Genomic DNA, 17,493 nt, shown 5'->3' with positions numbered 1-17,493 from the left:
CTTGTTATTGCGACCATGCTTTATACCGTTCCCTTAGCGAATGCCGGATACCCATTGCCGTCAGGTTCAACCCAACGACAATTAACACCAGCAGGAATGCCGTGGCAAACACCAGTGGCCGCGCTGCTTCTACGCTGGGGCTCTGAAATGCCATATCGTAGATCTGGAAGCTCAGGTGCATGAATTTACGTTCCAGGTGCAAATAGGGGAAAATATCGTCCACCGGCAGCACCGGTACCGATTTCACTACGCCAACCAGCATCAGCGGTGCCGTTTCCCCCGCCGCACGTGCTACGGCCAGGATCAGGCCTGTCATCATCGCCGGTGCCGCCATCGGCAGCACGATCCGCCAGAGAGTTTCCGCCCGGGTGGCTCCCAGAGCCAATGATCCCTGGCGCAACGAAACGGGAATACGCGACAACCCTTCTTCAGTAGCGACAATCACCACCGGCAAGGTCAGCAATGCCAGGGTCAATGCGGCCCACAGTACGCCCGGTGTGCCGAACGTCGGGTTCGGCAAGGAGTCGGCATAAAACAGCCGATCGAGCGACCCCCCTACCATATAGACAAAGAACCCCAGACCAAATACGCCGTAGACGATCGATGGCACCCCCGCCAGATTCACTACGGAGATGCGGATCAGCCGCGTCAGCAGATTATTACCGGCATACTCGTGCAGATAGACGGCGGCAATCACGCCAAACGGCATCACCACGATCGACATCAGGATCACCATCAACACGGTACCAAAGATCGCCGGGAACACGCCCCCTTCGGTATTGGCTTCCCTCGGGCTGTCGGTCAGGAATTTTTGTACTTGCTTGGTCCAATGCGCCAGCTTCTGCCCGCTGCTCATGTCGTTCGGATACCAGGCATCGCGCACCTGGCTCAGGGGAATGGTATGAACCTGCCCATGCATGTCGCGCAGCAGCAAGGCATCACGCTGGCGATCGCGTTCCAACCCTTGCAGTTTGCCTGCAAGCTGGCGGTATTGGCGTTGCAACTCCTGCCGCTCGGCACGGATAGAGGCTTGCCAGCGCGCATCCAGCTTATTCTCACGCTGCAGACTCTTTTCATGCAGGCGTAAATGCTCAAACTGTTCGTTAATCCGTGCCATGTCGCGGAACTGAATATCACGCGCCTGTCGCGTCAGCGCAGCAATCTGCGGCAAGCGCTGTTGCAACGCCTGGCTCAGATCGCTGCCGGTCAATGGTTGACCATCTTCCAGTAAGCCAGCCAGGTAGCCGTACGCGGTGCCATTGCTGTTACGCTCCAACACCAATAAATCGCGAGGGGTAGTCATTCTACTGACGTCACTGGCCAGCAAAGTACGGAAATCCTGCCCTTCGCTTTCCCGGTTCCCCACTTTGATCAGGTAGCGGATAAAGCTCTGAGCTTCCCCTGGTGGCAACGCAACACCGGCGTCTTGCAATTGCTGGCGCGAGATCGTCTGCCGTTGATATAGCTCACCCACCACCGATACCGGGCCTGCGGCCGTCTGATTCAGCTCGAACTGATAGACTGGGCTGGGCCAGAAATAACGTGTCCCCTGCCCGGCCAGCAGCAGTAAAATGCCGATCAGCGCCAGCAGGCTGATGGCCACCGATGCCGCCGTCAGCCAAATCCACGGGGAGCCGCTTTTCACCCAGCTTCTCATGGTGTCTCCTGGTTCAGCGTATAGCGCTTACGCAAGCGTAAACGTACCGCCTCCGCCAGCGTGTTAAACACAAAGGTAAAGATAAACAGCACCAGCGCGGTCAGGAACAGGACCCGATAATGGCTGCTGCCCGTGACGGCCTCTGGCATTTCGATGGCGATATTGGCCGCCATCGCCCGTAAGCCCTGGAACAGGCTGCCGTCGATCAGCGGCGTGTTGCCGGTGGCCATCAGCACGATCATGGTTTCCCCCACCGCGCGGCCAAAACCGATCATCAGCGCAGAGAAAATACCGGCGCTGGCGGAAGGCAACACCACGCGCAATACGGTTTGCCACTGGGTGGCCCCCAGGGCCAATGAACCCCGGCTAAGCGAGGCTGGCACGCTGAACAACGCATCCTCTGCCAGCGAAAAGATAATCGGCACCAGTGCGAAGCCCATCGCCACGCCCACCACCAACGTGTTGCGCTGATCGAAGTCCTCACCCAACCAGAAATGCAGCGGTTCAGCAAACAGCTTAAGCTCCAGCCAGGGTCCTACGGCAAGCGCCAGCCAAACGGTCAGCACCACCACCGGTAACAGCAACAGTAAATCCCAACCCGGTGACCAAGGCCGCCTCGTAAATCGGTTAACCAGCCAACTGCATAACAGCACGCCCCCTGCCAACAAGAACGGCAAAGCCAACACGGCCAGCAGATAACGCTCGATCATCGGTGCCAGCCAGATACCGGCCACCAGCCCAATCACCACCGTTGGCAACGCGCCCATCACCTCGACCGCCGGTTTGACGACCCGCCTTAACCCTGCCGACATAAAGCAGGCGGTATAAATCGCCCCGGCCAACGCCAGCGGGATGGCGAATAACATGGAGTACGCCGCCGCCTTGAAGGTGCCAAAGATCACCGGCATCAGGCTGAATTTAGCCTGGTAGCTATCTTCACCCGAGGTGGATTGCCACACATAGGCCGGCTCAGGGTAGTTCTCATACCACAGCCGCTGCCACAGTGAACGCCAGGTGACGTCTGGATAGAGATTATCCACAGCATAATGCTGCCAACCCTGGGCCGTTTCCAGCAACAGACCGTCGCCACGCGGGGCAAACGCCATCTGTTGTACGTTGGCGGGAAGCTTGTCCTTGAGCAACGGCTTGGACTGAATACTGGAAAACAAGGCGAACTCGCCCTGCGGCTGCAAGGTGGCGAATACCCGCCGATACGGCTCGGCGACCAACAACTCCTGCGTGGTAGTCTGATGGGCAAATTGCTGTATCGGTGCTAACTGGTAGCGCTGGTTTTTCTCCACGTCAAACCATTCACGCAGGCTACCGTCGCCAGCCTGGATCAATAATGCGCTCCCCCCTGGCAACGCCGTCAGGCGATAGGGAAGATGTTCACCCAAGGTTCGCGTCTCTCGCAGCTGCGGCTGTGCCCCTTCAATCTGATAGCGGGCCAGTTGGTTGCCGGTTAACAGATAAAGCTGGCGGCCATCCGGCGTTAGCAACAGTTGTTGTGGCGCGGCTTCCAAAGGGATTTCCGTGGGGTGGCCCTGAAGCGTCGGGCTGAAACGCCCAAACAGCAACCGGTTGTCGTCCGTTACCGCCGCCAGCAGGAAGTTGCCGCGGCGGACTTGTGCCAGGCTTAGCAATGTCAGTGCATGCCCATGGGGATCAAACGCCAAGGGCTCCTGCCCCAGCGGAAAGCGCCACTGCGGTTCACCACCGCCCGCCGGTGCAAAATCGGCCTGGGCAACCATCAATCTGCCATCCGCACGCGCCAGAGCAAACAGGTCACGCTCTCCAACCGCCTGGGCCAATAATGTAGGCTGGCTCAATAGCGTTTGCTGTGCAGGGTTATTGCTCGGTGCCTGCAACGGATAAAAATGCCCTTCCCCCTGGCGATCGATGCGATAACCAATACGCTGCTGAACGTCCATCCCGATGGCCAGCGCTGGGGAGCTGTAGCTCATTGGCAATACGCGCGAAGTGCCTAGCGAGGCCGGTTTAAACAGCGGTAAAACCGAAAGCAAGAGATAGACAAAGATCAGCATCAGCGTCATCAATACCAGCAGCCCGCTGACGGTCACGGCCCCTTGTACGCCACGATCAACGTGCGCACGCAGGCGATCCCGGGGATGTTGGTTAAGCGTTGTCTGTGCCATTTGCCTGTCGTCGGTTCCGTTGTCGGGCTTGCACCCAAAGATAACCGGGCATCTTATGTCAGTTTTGTGACGTTTGCATGACAAAGTTACCGGGTGCCATGATGGAGGAATAACAATTTGCGGCGGGCAATGCGGCGGGATAACTCCGCAGATATGTTGGACATTGTTGTCAATCTCTCGCAATAATGAAGAAGGACACTAGAGCGGTATTCGGCGATAAGTCCGATCCTTTTCTAAAATTGAACTGGAGTAGCAATGGGTCAGGAAAAGCTCTACATCGACAAAGAATTAAGCTGGTTATCCTTTAATGAACGCGTGTTGCAGGAAGCCGCAGATAAGAGCAATCCCTTGATTGAGCGCATGCGATTTCTGGGCATTTACTCCAATAACCTGGACGAATTCTATAAAGTCCGCTTTGCCGATCTGAAACGGCGCATCTTGATCAGCGAAGAACAGGGTTCAGGTGGCGCTTCACGTCATTTGCTGAAAAAAATTCAGGCCAAGGTGCTGAAGACCGATCAGGAGTTCGACAGCCTGTACAACGATCTACTGCTGGAGATGGCGCGCAACCAAATCTTCCTGATCAACGAGCGCCAGGTGTCAGAGAACCAGCAAATCTGGCTGCGGCAATACTTCAAGCATCATTTGCGCCAGCACATCACGCCGATCCTGATCAATCACGACACCAATCTGGTGCAGTTCCTGAAGGACGATTACACCTATCTGGCGGTGGAGATCATTCGCGGTACGCGCATCGATTATGCGTTACTGGAAATTCCGTCCGACAAAGTGCCCCGTTTCGTCAATCTGCCGCCGGAAGCCCCCCGCCGACGCAAGCCAATGATCCTGCTGGATAACATCCTGCGCTATTGCCTGGACGACATCTTCAAGGGCTTCTTCGACTATGACGCGCTCAACGCCTATTCGATGAAAATGACGCGCGATGCAGAATACGATCTGGTGACAGAAATGGAATCCAGCCTGTTGGAACTGATGTCGTCGAGCCTGAAACAGCGCCTGACCGCCGAGCCGGTACGCTTTGTGTATCAGCGCGATATGCCCAACGAGATGGTGGAGCTGCTGCGTAACAAGCTGGGGATTTCCAACTACGACTCGGTGATTGCCGGTGGCCGTTACCACAATTTTAAAGACTTCATCAGCTTCCCGAACGTCGGCAAGGCCAATCTGGTCAACCGCCCGCTACCGCGCCTGCGGCATATCTGGTTCGATAAATTCCGCAACGGCTTCGATGCCATCCGCGAAAAAGACGTGCTGCTGTACTACCCATACCACACCTTTGAACACGTGCTGGAGTTGCTACGCCAGGCGTCGTTCGATCCCAGCGTGCTGGCGATAAAAATCAATATCTATCGGGTAGCCAAAGACTCTCGCATTATCGAATCGATGATCCATGCGGCGCATAACGGCAAGAAAGTGACCGTGGTGGTGGAGCTACAGGCACGCTTCGACGAAGAGGCCAACATCCACTGGGCCAAACGCTTGACCGAGGCCGGGGTGCACGTGATCTTCTCCGCGCCGGGGCTGAAAATTCACGCCAAACTATTCCTGATCTCGCGCCGTGAAGGTGACGATATTGTGCGCTATGCTCATATTGGTACCGGCAACTTTAACGAAAAAACCGCCCGTATCTACACCGACTACTCGCTGCTGACCGCCGATTCACGCATCACTAACGAAGTACGCCGGGTATTCAATTTTATTGAAAATCCGTACCGGCCGGTCTCCTTCGACAACCTGATGGTTTCGCCGCAGAACTCCCGCCGCATGCTGTACGATCTGATCGATCGTGAAATTGCCAACGCATTAGCCGGTGAAAACGCCGCTATTATGTTGAAAATAAATAATCTGGTGGATAAAGGGCTGGTAGATCGGTTATATACCGCTGCCGCTGCCGGCGTGAAAATCCGTCTGTTGGTGCGCGGCATGTGTTCGCTGATCCCCAACCTGCCGGGAATAAGTGACAATATTCAGGTTATCAGCATCGTCGACCGTTATCTGGAACACGATCGGGTGTACGTTTTCGAAAACAAAGGTGACAAACGGGTTTATCTCTCTTCCGCCGACTGGATGACCCGTAACATAGATTACCGTATCGAAGTAGCAGTATCGCTGCTGGATCCGGCGCTCAAGCAGCGCGTTCTGGATATTCTGGAGCTGCTGTTTAGCGATACGGTCAAGGCCCGTTATATCGATAAAGAACTGAGCAACCAGTATGTACCGCGTGGCAATCGCCGTAAGGTACGTGCACAGGTGGCCATTTATGAGTATTTAAAAGCTCTGGAACAACCGGACAACTAGGCCAGCCACTATGCCGCTAAAAAGCACTGCAACCAATAATAAGCCACAGGAAATCGCTGCCATCGATCTTGGCTCGAACAGTTTCCATATGGTGATCGCCCGCGTCGTTAACGGCGCCTTACAGGTGTTAGGCCGTTTAAAACAGCGGGTACACCTTGCCGATGGATTGGACAGCGAAAACGTGCTCAGTGAAGAAGCCATGGAGCGGGGCCTGGCCTGCCTGGCGCTGTTTGCCGAGCGATTACAGGGTTTCCCGGCGGATAACGTTACTATAGTGGGTACCCACACCCTGCGTCAGGCGGTGAATGCCGAGGTGTTCCTCAAGCGGGCGGAAAAAGTGATCCCTTATCCAATCGAAATCATCGCCGGGCAGGAAGAGGCCCGTCTGATTTTTATGGGGGTCGAACATACTCAGCCGGAAAAAGGCCGCAAGCTGGTGATCGACATCGGCGGTGGCTCTACCGAACTGGTGATCGGGGAGGATTTCGAGCCTCTGCTGGCAGAGAGCCGCCGCATGGGTTGCGTGAGCTTTGCCCACCTGTTCTTCCCTGAAGGGGAGATCAGCAAAACCAACTTTAAGCGGGCACGCCTGGCCGCCGCACAAAAATTGGAAACCCTGGCCTGGCAATACCGCATCCAGGGCTGGCAATATGCTTTGGGGGCATCTGGCACCATCAAGGCCGCTCACGAAGTTTTGGTGGCCATGGGTGAAAAAGACGGTTTGATTACCCTTGAACGGCTGGAGTTGCTGGTTGAGCAGGTGTTGCAGTTTAAAAACTTCAGCGCCCTGAGCCTGCCGGGCCTGTCGGAAGATCGTCAATCGGTATTTGTGCCGGGGCTGGCGATCCTGTGTGGGGTATTTGATGCGCTGGCAATCCGCGATCTGCGTCTGTCAGACGGTGCCCTGCGAGAAGGCGTGCTGTATGAAATGGAAGGCCGCTTCCGCCACCAGGATATTCGCAGCCGCACGGCCAAAAGCCTGGCCGATCACTATAATATTGACCGCGAGCAGGCCAAGCGCGTGCTCGATACCACCGAGCTGTTGTACGCTCAGTGGATGGCGCAAAATACCAAACTGGTGCAGCCACAGTTGGAAGCGCTGTTGAAATGGGCCGCCATGCTGCATGAGGTGGGGTTGAGCATCAACCATAGCGGTATGCACCGCCACTCCGCCTATATTTTGCAAAATACCAACCTGCCGGGCTTCAACCAGGAACAGCAGTTGCTGCTGTCGGCGCTGGTGCGCTTCCAGCGTAAAGCGATCAAGCTCGAAGAGTTACCCCGCTTGAACCTGTTCAAGAAGAAATATTATCTGCCGCTGATCCAGTTGTTACGCCTCAGCACCCTGCTTAACAATCAGCGTCAGGCCACCACTACACCGGAAACTCTGCGCCTGACAACCGATGATAATCACTGGACGCTGCGCTTCCCGGTAGGCTATCTGACACAGAACAACCTGGTACAGCTCGATTTCGAGCGTGAGCAGGAATACTGGAATGACGTGGTTGGCTGGAAACTGGTGATAGAAGAAGAAGGCGAGCAGGACGCAGACACAAAACCTGCGGCGTAACCCACACCGTATTCAGTACGTTTTGATTGAGCTCCTAATGAAGTATCCAGCCGTTTGTTCCCCTCACCCCAACCCTCTCCCACAGGGAGCGGGTTGGGGTGCTAGGTTGGCGTGTGCTGCTTCGGTATCTACGGAGTAAGAAGAACGAGGATGGAGTATGGCGCAGAAAAATCAGCGTACTCGATCGGTCCCCTCTCCCTGTGGGAGAGGGTTAGGGTGAGGGGCATACTCTCAGTCAGACTCCTCGTCTTCCGGCAGTGCCTCCATCGGCACTAGAGACGCCAACAACTGGGGTTTACCGATAAAGTAGCCCTGCATATAATCCACGCCAAGACTTTTAAGCGCATCGCGCTGCTCGGCCGACTCGACGTATTCCGCCACAATCGACAACCTCCTCATCAGCGCCACCTTACAGATTGACGAAATGATCTGGTAATCCACCTTGCTGGTCAGCATGTCCTGCACAAAACTGCCATCGATCTTCAAGATATCGACATGCAGCTCCTTCAGGCGATCGTAGGTGGCATAGCCGGTGCCAAAATCATCCAGGGCAATGCGACAACCTAACTGACGCAGCTCTTTCAGCGAGTTCTTGGCATATTTCACATCCTGCACCAGATGAGACTCCGTCACCTCCAGCACCAGTTGATAAGGCTCAATCTGGTATTGCCGCAGGGCATCGCGCACGTCTTGGCACAGGCTTGGGCGACATAGCGAGGACGGTGACAGATTCACTGCAAAGCGCGCGCTAGGCATACCTTCGCGATGGAGCTGCATAAACTGCAGGGTTTGGCGCAGTACCCACATATCCAACTGGTAAGCCAAACCAAATTCATGCACCACCGGTAGAAATTCGTTGGGAGGAATGACGTTACCTTCATCATCCAGCATACGCAGCAGGATCTCATGGTAAGAATCGCCGCGAATCCCGACAATCGGTTGAGCCATCAACATGAAACCGTCGTTATCTAGCGAGCGTTGCACCCAGTGTAACAAAGCGACTTTGCGCTTGATTTCATCCTGCACCACATGATGACCATTCTGCACGTTTTCAGGCCGGCCGCTGGTCAGCGACATTTCCGCCAACGAGCTCAATTCCCCCAGTAACAGATGCAGGTGTTCCACTTCCGAATAGACTCCACAGTAGCTAATTCCCAGCGGTGGATGGATTGGCAGACCGTTCCACACCAGACGAAACTTCTCCAGCGTACTCTGGATTTTGGCCACTCGGGCCTCACCGTCAGAACCGTTGAGCCGCAGCACCAGATCGTACCCCGGCAGATGATAGACGTCTTCCCCTTCCTCCAGCACCGTGCGCAGGCTACTCGCCAGCTTCTGTTTGAAGCGGATGCGCAACTGCATGCCATAGTTCCGGCTGAGCAAATCCAGCTCGGAAATCCGCAGGAAGCACAGCGTAGAACGCGGCACCTTGGCCAGATCGCGCTTCAATGCGCGCAGGTTGGGTAAGCCGATGACCGGATCTTTCAGTGAGGCATTTTGCGCCTTGGCATGATCCATCCGCTGGCGAGTATGCACTGCAGAAGTCAGCAAAATACTGAGAGTGAACGCCAGCATCATTGACGAGATCATGGTCAGGTTATGCAGCAGGCTGTCCCATTGCACATAACCCGGATAGTTAAAGAACAACACCAGCAGGGTTGCTGCCCAGATAATACAGTTGAACAGGTAACCAAAGCGCATAGCGCTAAACAGCATCACCGGCAGTAACAGCGTCAGGCTGTAGTCGGGCACCTGCATCGCGTTGGTATCTGCCGTGTGGTAGGCAAGTACCACCACCAAGGCAATCAGCACCACCAACCACAGTTGCAGTTCACTCTTTTTGACCGACGGCGCCATCTCACGGCGGACCCTTCCCAACAGTACGCGGGCAAATTTGGGATTCTTGATGATCCGTAAGGCGAAATAGAACAACTGCATGGAAGACAGGCAGCCAATCAGGATGGCCTGGAAATTGATCAGTGCGTGTAGGTGATTACCGCTACCGGAAAGCATGCCGAGCTCGTCCGGCAACAAATCGAGACCGATAACCAGCTGTAAACCAAATATAAACAGCACTGGCGGCATCAGGACCAGCCAAATCAGCCGGTATTTACCCAGCTTCAACTCGGTGAGCCCCACACACCAGCGGCGCTGCGACTGGCAGCGATAGCCCCACCAGCAAATGCTCAGACATCCCACATACAGCAACGTCATGATCACGTCGACATCATTGCCGGAACGGTTGGAGTAGCGGATAAGGATAGCCAAAGCGATGCCTGGCATGGCACGCCAGTCATAAACCATCAGCAAAGAAAAACAGACCGCCAGCGGTAGATAGACCAGATACACTTTGCCATCAGGCAGCATCAGGCGTGGCGATAGCCAGCCTGCAAGCGGCACCAGTAGCAGGCTCAGCACTATTGGCTGCCCCCACCAACGGTCACGTAAATTATTCCAGAACTTTAAAATACCCATCAAGACACTGTATCCGCTAAGGCGTGATTCACTTCGTCGCTTAAGCGTTTTAAATCGCAGAAAAGGCAGGATCCGATCCCACCACAAAACCATTCGGGGAACAAGCTGAGACATCCGGTTCCAGCATCAAGAATGGCTGTGAATTCTATTCTCTGCGATAGCTTAAGATTTGACCACGATCAATTAATAGAGAAAAGGCTAAGAAAAATCCATACAACACTCAATAGGCCGATAATAACCTATTAATACACAACAAAAAATCAGACAAAATCTATATCCCGTCCATTTCGAGTGACCGCTTAAAAAGTGGTGGACATAAACCCCAGCTAAATTGCTCAGTCAAACGCACGGAAATAAATGGACATCTTTTGTCATCAGAGCCTAGAATTCCATTTACAATTTAAATCAATGTTAGCTATGGCAGGCATGCGTCAAACAACGGTAATCGCTACCATCATTTTCCAGGGGCAGCCCCAAAACGGTGCTTGAACAATGCCAATGGGAAAAACCGACGGGCTCAATCAACCATGAGAAAGACCACAACCGGTCGCATGACCAAAGTCGTGCTGCTGATCAGTTTCATCATTCTAGTCGGTCGCCTGCTGTATGCTGCCATTGCCGCTATTCCCCATCATCAGGAAAAAAGATCGCTGCCTGAACCGCAGACCCAGGAAGCCCGCGTGGATAATCGGTGATTATCTTGCCCTACCAAGCGACCCTCACCCTGAGTCACTGGCACGCCAAAGCTGCTGACCCTGCACCATCAGATTGATAAAAATCACGCCAACTGCCGCTATGCTCTATCTTTTAAAGATAGTCTAAAAGGAACCCGGTGTGCCAAGTCAGCGTTAAGGAATTCCATGTCCGCCGCAACACATAACGTCAAAAAAGTCGCTGAGTATCGTCAGCGCATTCTAAGCCTACTGTTAAATAATACCCCTTTGGTTGACGGCATTCTTGGCCGCTCAGGGGATGAAAAACAACTCAGCGAAGGCGAACTGCTTAATCATACCGCCGAAATCACCCACTTGCTGCAAGATATGCACGCCGCTGACCTCGCGGACCTGCTAGAAGCATTGCCACAAGATGAACGCCTGGCGCTGTGGCGGCTGGTAGATAACAACAAGCGCGGCCAAACCCTGGTAGAAGTTGCCGAACCCGTCTGGGATAGCCTGATCGAAGAGATGAGCGATAAAGACCTGCTCAAGGCGATCAAAACCCTGGATGTCGATGAACAGGCCTATCTGGCGCAATACCTGCCACGTAACCTGATGGGCCGCCTGCTGACCTCACTGGAGCCAGAGCAGCGTGAGCAGGTGCGCGAGATGGTGCATTACGGCAAGGATACCGTCGGCTGGATGATGGATTTCGAGCTGGTCTCGGTACGCCCGGATGTCTCCTTGGGGGCCGTACACCGCTTCCTGCGTCAACGCAAAACCATCCCGGACGCCACCGATAAGCTGTTCGTCACCGATCGCAAAAACACCCTGTTAGGCGAACTGCCGCTGACCGCGATCCTGCTTAACGATCCACAAACCCCGGTGTTTAAGGTGATGGACAGCGATCCCACCACCTTCCAGCCGGAAGACAAAGCCGAAGCTGCGGCCAGCGCGTTCGAACGTTATGACCTGATCAGCGCGCCGGTGATCGATGCCAAAGGCAAACTGATGGGGCGGTTAACCATCGAAGAAATCGTTGACGTGGTTAACGAAGAAAGCGACACCACTCTGCGTCGTATGGGGGGGTTAAGCCCGGAAGAAGACGTGTTTGCCCCAGTCAGCAAGGCGGTGAAAACCCGTTGGGCCTGGCTGGCAATCAACCTCTGTACCGCCTTTATCGCCTCCAGGGTTATTGGCCTGTTTGAACACACCATTTCACAATTGGTAGCGCTGGCCGCCTTGATGCCCATCGTCGCCGGTATCGGCGGCAATACCGGCAACCAGACCATTACCATGATCGTGCGCGCGCTGGCGCTGCATCAGATCGAAGAGGGCAATATTTCGCGCCTGTTGTTCAGAGAGCTGGGCGTAGCCATCATCAACGGGATCGTCTGGGGTGGCATCATGGGGCTGGTTACCTATCTGCTGTATGGCGACCTGGCAATGGGGGGCGTGATGACGCTGGCCATGATGCTCAACCTGCTGGTCGCCGCGCTGATGGGGGTGATCATACCGATGACCATGCTCAAACTGGGCCGCGATCCTGCCGTGGGCTCCAGCGTACTGATCACCGCCCTGACCGATACCGGCGGCTTCTTTATCTTTCTGGGGCTGGCGACCGTGTTCCTGCTTTAGTCAGTGTCGCCGATAGCTAGCGCGGGTTTCCCTTGCGGAGGAAGTGCCGAATCGCAACGGTGTGTCTTGATAGAGGTTGGGTATATACTTGGATAGGTCTTCCTCGTCCGCTGTACTTCCCTATGGCGGCAGGGTTTAGTGGTCGATAGCACAAAGTGAAGGTTACCGATGGATCTCAGCGCAGCGCAGCACCCACTCAAAGCTAAAGGTTCCTTGTTCACCCACTCGTTGCTGAGCGCACTGATTGTGTTTCTGCTGGCCTATCTGTGCCTGACGCTGTCAGCAGAATCCAGCCACTTTACCCCGCTGTGGTTCCCGACTGCCGCCGTTATTATGCTGATGTTCCACCAGCCACCGCGCAATTGGCCATTGCACTTGATCCTCAGCGGGATCGGCATGTGTATTGCCAGTTTCCTGCTGTTCGGCCTCAGTTGGTTCCCGGTCAAACTCACGCTGATTAACCTGCTGGAAGCCACCGTCTGTACCCTGCTGTTACGGCGAATACTGCAGCCGAACGATCCGTTAAACGACTTGGCAAGCTGGTTGAAATTTGTTTTCTGCGCCGTGATCTTCATGCCTATGTTCAGCGCACTACTGGCGGCCACAGTAGCACCGGAGCCAGGAGAAACCTTTTGGCAGCCCTTCAGCACCTGGTTTATTTCCGAAGCGATTGGCGTACTGGCTCTGGCGCCGATCGGGCTGGTTTATCGCCGCTCAATGTTAAGAACGCTAAACCTGTTTGAACTGCTGCTGGTATCGCTGGGGACACTGGTCTTCAGCTATCTGGCACTGCTCAACCTTCCCTTCCCGTTTACCTTTATCATCCTGCCGTTGCTGTGGGCAGCGATCAGCCTGCCGCGGCTCGAAGCCTTTATCATCTGTTTTACTACGACCCTGATGATTACGGTGATGATCTCGCTCGGGCTGTTGCATTTTCAGGATAGGGGGACGTTTTTAAGCGATGTGACAATCTACCTGCCACTGATGTTGATCCTGATCCCGGCACACTCCATGGCGATGGTGATGCATGCTTTCCGGGTGGAAAAAGAGCATATCGTGGAAAGCGAAGCGCGTTTCCGTAATGCGTTGGAGTATTCGGCCATCGGCATGGCGCTGGTATCACCAGAAGGTAAATGGTTACAGGTTAATCAGGCGCTGTGCAAGCTGCTGCGCTATCCCCCAGAAACCCTGCGCCACCTGACGTTTCAAGAAATCACCCATCCCGATGATTTAAATGCCGATCTGACACAGTTACAAGACCTGCTTGATGGGCACATCAGCAGCTACACCATGGAAAAACGCTATATCCGTAGCGACGGTGAGAGCGTCTGGACACTGCTGGCGGTATCCCTGGTGCGCGATCCGCAGGGCCAACCGCTGTACTTTATTTCTCAAGTTGAAGATATCAACGAACTAAAGCGTACCGAAGCGGAGAACCGCAGCCTGGTGGAGCGCATAACGCTAGCCAATCAGGCTGGCGGGATCGGCGTGTGGGAATGGATGCTGGCTGGGGATAAACTCACCTGGGATAAACGGATGTTCGAGCTGTACGAACTGACGCCGGATCAACCACCCACCCTGGCACTGTGGAAGTCATTGCTGCTGGAGGAGGAGCGTGAGCGCATCGGGCGGCAAATGGCAACGCTTACCGACCAGCACCGGCCGTTTGTGATGGAGTTCCGCATCAAGACCCGGTTGGGGGGAATACGCCATATTCGCGCCCAGGGTAATACCATTTTCGATGAGCATGGTGAGCCAAAGCGGATGATCGGTACCAATATCGACATGACGGAAATCAAATCGCTGGCCGAAGCGCTGCACGAAGAGAAGGAACGTTTGCACATTACGCTCGACGCCATTGGCGAAGGGGTGATCTCCACCGACCGCGAAATGCGCATCACCTTTATGAACCCGGTAGCGGAACAAATGTGCGGTTGGCCGCTGGAGATGGCGCTCGGTATGCCGATCAACGGCGTGGTGCGGATGACCAACGGCAAGGATGGCCCAGAGATAGAAAATCCGGTGAAAAACTGTCTGCAAGAGGGGCCCCCTCTGCCAGCAGAATACGCGCTGGTACTGCACAGCCGCGACGGCCGCCGTTTCGATGTACAGGAATCGGTATCTCCGCTGAAAACCATCGAGGGCGGAGTGATGGGGGCAGTGATGGTGTTGCAGGATGTCAGCGCCTCGCGGGAACTGATGAAAAAGCTCAGCTACAACGCCTCACACGATGCGCTGACCAACCTGCAAAACCGTACCAGCTTCGAAAAGCGGCTGAAGGGCGCGATTGCCAGCGCGGCCGAAAACCAGCAACAGCACTCGCTGGTGTTCCTCGATCTCGACAGGTTCAAAGCGGTTAACGATAGCGCCGGACACGCGGCAGGCGATGCCTTGCTCAGGGAGATTGGCCAGTTGATGCAACGCCAACTGCGTAACAGCGACTGCCTGGCACGGCTCGGTGGCGACGAATTTGGCCTGATCCTGTTCGACTGTTCGTTGGAACAGGCCAAGTTGCTGATGCAACAGATGATCGAGCAGATCGGCGAACACCCATTCTGCTGGGCAGGCAAGATTTATCATGTCGGTGCCAGCGCGGGTATTACACCAATCGGGGCCAGCAGCGGTAAGAGCAGCGAGCTATTGGCACAGGCCGATATCGCCTGTTATACCGCCAAGCACCAAGGCCGCGGCCAGGTTTATATCTATGAAGCCCGGCAAAAACAGCAGATGGAGCGGCAGCATGAGCTGCTAACGCGCCAGGAAGTGCTGAATATTATCGATAATCAGCAATTGCTGTTACGCGTCAGGGCAGCCTCGCCGCCTAAAACGCCGCAGGCGGCCTGCTTCTATCAGTTAAAGCTGCACGTTCGCCCCCCCGATGACCGCCTGCTGGCCTCCGAGTCCTTCTTGGCAGCTGCCCAGCTCTACGGTTTGCTGCCAGATGTCGATCGCTGGTTGGTAAGCCAGGTACTGGAAAGACACGCCGAAGCTCTACGCCGCAAGGGGCTGGCCATTGCGCTGCCATTGGCCACCGACAGCGTACTAGATAGTGATTTTCAAAATTATTTGCTGGAATCACTGGCGGCTTCCGTGCTGCCGGCCAGCGCGCTGTATCTCATGGTGGACGAGACTATCGTGCTCGATCACCCAGAGGATGGCGGTGCCTTTATGCGCCGTTTGCAGCAGATGGGCTGCAAGCTGATCGTCAATGGTTTTGGCCGCAACCTGAACACCTTCGATCAGTTAAACGGCCAGACTATCGATTACATCCGCATTGACGAACGTTTTATCACCGACGTCCACTGCAATCAAATGGATGAGCTGATGGTTTCAATGATCCATGGTGCAGCACATCGTGTAAATGCCCAAACCCTGGCTGGACCAGCACATCAACAGGTTACGCTAAGTGCGCTGATTGCCATCGGGGTCGATCTGGTAGACGGTGACACCATTGCACTGGAGCTACCGCTGAGCGATTTACTCAGCGGCGGCTACTTCGGTATTCACTGAAGGTGTCCAACGATCGTTATGCCACAGATGCAAGGTGGCGTAGGACCGCCAAGGCCGCCAGCGTTCGGCATAGCGCTCAATCTGGCGCGGCGTCATGCCGGGGAAACGCTGTTTGATCAGATAGTCCCCCGCCAGAAAAACGTCCGGCCATGACCAGGCCCGCATAGCAATATAGCTGGCGGTCCAACTGCCTATCCCCGGCAGTGCGGTTAACTCTTTGATACCCTGTTCGATATCCAGCACGTTATCCAGTTGCAAACGCCCTTCTGTCACCCTGCGCGCAATTTCAATCAGCGCCGCCGCACGCTTCAGTTGTACGCCCAATGGGCGCAGCTCTTCCGGTTGCAGTTGGGCAATCCGCGCCGCCTGCGGAAAAATATGAGTGATATCGCCATACGGTTGCTCCAGCGCCGTTCCCCAGCGTTCGGCCATCCGTCCGGCAAAGGTAGCCGCCATCTTGACGCTGACCAACTGACCCAATACTGCACGCGTAGCCTGCTCAAAGCTGCTGACGCAGCCTGGCAAACGTAAACCGGGCGCATCCGCCGCTAGCGCGCCTAACGCCTCGCAAATGCGGTCCGGCGCGGCATCCAGATCGAACAGTTGGCGAATGCGCCGTAGGACTTCGGTCGTCACTCGGCTAAGTGACGGAGCAATTTCCACCCGCACCCGGTTTCGCGCCTCTTCCGGCTGGACGCTCACCCAACCGCAATATTCGACGCCCCCCTGATCCACCGCAATCGAACGGCAGTATTGTTGACCGATAACGCTTTCCACGCCGCTGACCGCACGCGTCTGTAAGAACCCCAGCATACGCGGCCAATCGTAAGGTGGCCGATACCCCAGATGAAACACCAGCCCGCTGGTGGCGGCACGCTCACTACGGCCAGCAGTGCTGCGCAATACCGAAGGGATCAGGCGATAACGGGCTTTAAACAGCTCATTGAAACGCCGCAGGCTGCCAAATCCTGCGGCAAACGCCACCTCGCTCAAGGGTAAATCGGTATCCGCCAGCAGCCGTTTGGCCTGCAACAGACGGTGCGACTGGGCGTAATCAATGGGGGAAGCGCCGAACTGCTCGGCAAAAATGCGCCGCAGATGGCGATCGGAAATCCCCAGTCGGGTAGCCAGTTGTTCACAGCTGTGCTCTGAAAGATAGCCCTGCTCGATCAGTTGAACCGCAACCTGAGCATAGCGATTGCCCAGATCGATCAGCGCCAGCCCTGGAGCCAATTCAGGGCGGCATTTCAGGCAGGGGCGAAAACCGGCCAGTTCGGCGGCGGCAGCGCTGGGGTAAAACGTACAATTTTCGATTTTCGGCGTCCGGGCGCTACATACCGGCCTGCAATAGATACCGGTGGAGGAGACACCGACAAAAAATCGTCCGTCAAACTTACGGTCACGCGCACTCAGCGCGCTATACAGCGCCTGTTGTTGATTCTTCATGGCATCGCTCGGAGTCAGTTTTTTGTTCATTATGGCGTTCGGACCTGTGGCTGACGTGCGGGAATC

9 protein-coding genes are annotated in these 17,493 nt (G+C 55.3%); 5 read left to right on the top strand and 4 right to left on the bottom strand.

From position 1 onward, the window contains the following. Nucleotides 1-4: 4 nt before the first annotated feature. Both pstA and IMQ33_RS18895 read right to left on the bottom strand, forming a co-directional pair. Nucleotides 5-1,657 (bottom strand): phosphate ABC transporter permease PstA, encoded by a 1,653-nt coding sequence (gene pstA / locus IMQ33_RS18900; RefSeq protein ID WP_161739020.1) that lies wholly within the window; start codon nucleotides 1,655-1,657, stop codon nucleotides 5-7. After that, on the bottom strand, nucleotides 1,654-3,813 hold the full coding sequence (locus tag IMQ33_RS18895) for an ABC transporter permease subunit (protein WP_196062107.1): 2,160 nt from the start codon (nucleotides 3,811-3,813) through the stop codon (nucleotides 1,654-1,656). Before IMQ33_RS18895 ends, pstA begins: the two co-directional genes overlap by 4 nt. Before the next feature lie 255 nt (nucleotides 3,814-4,068). Here IMQ33_RS18895 and ppk1 point away from each other — a divergent pair, with 255 nt between their 5' ends. Together ppk1 and ppx are read left to right on the top strand one after the other, a co-directional pair. Next, nucleotides 4,069-6,132 carry a polyphosphate kinase 1 gene (gene ppk1 / locus IMQ33_RS18890; RefSeq protein WP_021807129.1) on the top strand — a complete coding sequence of 688 codons (2,064 nt, stop codon included), beginning with the start codon at nucleotides 4,069-4,071 and terminating at the stop codon, nucleotides 6,130-6,132. A 10-nt stretch (nucleotides 6,133-6,142) separates the two neighbouring features. Then, on the top strand, nucleotides 6,143-7,702 hold the full coding sequence (ppx, locus tag IMQ33_RS18885; protein ID WP_065686555.1) for an exopolyphosphatase: 1,560 nt from the start codon (nucleotides 6,143-6,145) through the stop codon (nucleotides 7,700-7,702). A 231-nt stretch (nucleotides 7,703-7,933) separates the two neighbouring features. Here ppx and IMQ33_RS18880 read toward each other — a convergent pair whose 3' ends face one another. Then, nucleotides 7,934-10,177: an EAL domain-containing protein gene (locus tag IMQ33_RS18880; RefSeq protein WP_161712113.1), complete on the bottom strand. Its 2,244-nt coding sequence runs from the start codon at nucleotides 10,175-10,177 to the stop codon at nucleotides 7,934-7,936. A gap of 527 nt (nucleotides 10,178-10,704) precedes the next feature. On the opposite strand from IMQ33_RS18880, the gene IMQ33_RS18875 reads away from it, so the two are divergent. The 3 genes from IMQ33_RS18875 to IMQ33_RS18865 all read left to right on the top strand — a co-directional run bounded on the left by IMQ33_RS18875 (nucleotide 10,705) and on the right by IMQ33_RS18865 (nucleotide 15,981). Further along, nucleotides 10,705-10,872 (top strand): YfgG family protein, encoded by a 168-nt coding sequence (locus IMQ33_RS18875; RefSeq protein WP_065686557.1) that lies wholly within the window; start codon nucleotides 10,705-10,707, stop codon nucleotides 10,870-10,872. Between the two features lie 165 nt (nucleotides 10,873-11,037). Then, nucleotides 11,038-12,471 (top strand): magnesium transporter, encoded by a 1,434-nt coding sequence (gene mgtE / locus IMQ33_RS18870; RefSeq protein WP_021178779.1) that lies wholly within the window; start codon nucleotides 11,038-11,040, stop codon nucleotides 12,469-12,471. Between the two features lie 168 nt (nucleotides 12,472-12,639). Next, a complete protein-coding gene (locus tag IMQ33_RS18865) occupies nucleotides 12,640-15,981 on the top strand; it encodes a diguanylate cyclase (protein ID WP_196062108.1) in 3,342 nt (1,113 codons plus the stop codon). On the opposite strand, the gene alkA is transcribed toward IMQ33_RS18865, so the two are convergent. Further along, a complete protein-coding gene (gene alkA / locus IMQ33_RS18860) occupies nucleotides 15,949-17,457 on the bottom strand; it encodes a DNA-3-methyladenine glycosylase 2 (protein WP_065686559.1) in 1,509 nt (502 codons plus the stop codon). The two genes, IMQ33_RS18865 and alkA, sit on opposite strands and share 33 nt — an antisense overlap. Nucleotides 17,458-17,493 lie beyond the last annotated feature (36 nt).

The sequence above is a fragment of the Serratia sp. Res13-Sevr-LER1-36-b genome (genome assembly GCF_015673035.1).
Classification (GTDB): domain Bacteria; phylum Pseudomonadota; class Gammaproteobacteria; order Enterobacterales; family Enterobacteriaceae; genus Chania; species Chania fonticola_C.
The sequence above is the reverse complement of the archived record's forward strand: the minus strand, read 5'-3'. Positions and strand labels throughout refer to the sequence as shown.

Coding starts and splice junctions, on each gene's coding strand:
- pstA (WP_161739020.1), bottom strand. CDS start 1,657: ATGAGAAGCTGGGTGAAAAGCGGCTCCCCGTGGATTTGGCTGACGGCG.
- IMQ33_RS18895 (WP_196062107.1), bottom strand. CDS start 3,813: ATGGCACAGACAACGCTTAACCAACATCCCCGGGATCGCCTGCGTGCG.
- ppk1 (WP_021807129.1), top strand. CDS start 4,069: ATGGGTCAGGAAAAGCTCTACATCGACAAAGAATTAAGCTGGTTATCC.
- ppx (WP_065686555.1), top strand. CDS start 6,143: ATGCCGCTAAAAAGCACTGCAACCAATAATAAGCCACAGGAAATCGCT.
- IMQ33_RS18880 (WP_161712113.1), bottom strand. CDS start 10,177: ATGGGTATTTTAAAGTTCTGGAATAATTTACGTGACCGTTGGTGGGGG.
- IMQ33_RS18875 (WP_065686557.1), top strand. CDS start 10,705: ATGAGAAAGACCACAACCGGTCGCATGACCAAAGTCGTGCTGCTGATC.
- mgtE (WP_021178779.1), top strand. CDS start 11,038: ATGTCCGCCGCAACACATAACGTCAAAAAAGTCGCTGAGTATCGTCAG.
- IMQ33_RS18865 (WP_196062108.1), top strand. CDS start 12,640: ATGGATCTCAGCGCAGCGCAGCACCCACTCAAAGCTAAAGGTTCCTTG.
- alkA (WP_065686559.1), bottom strand. CDS start 17,457: ATGAACAAAAAACTGACTCCGAGCGATGCCATGAAGAATCAACAACAG.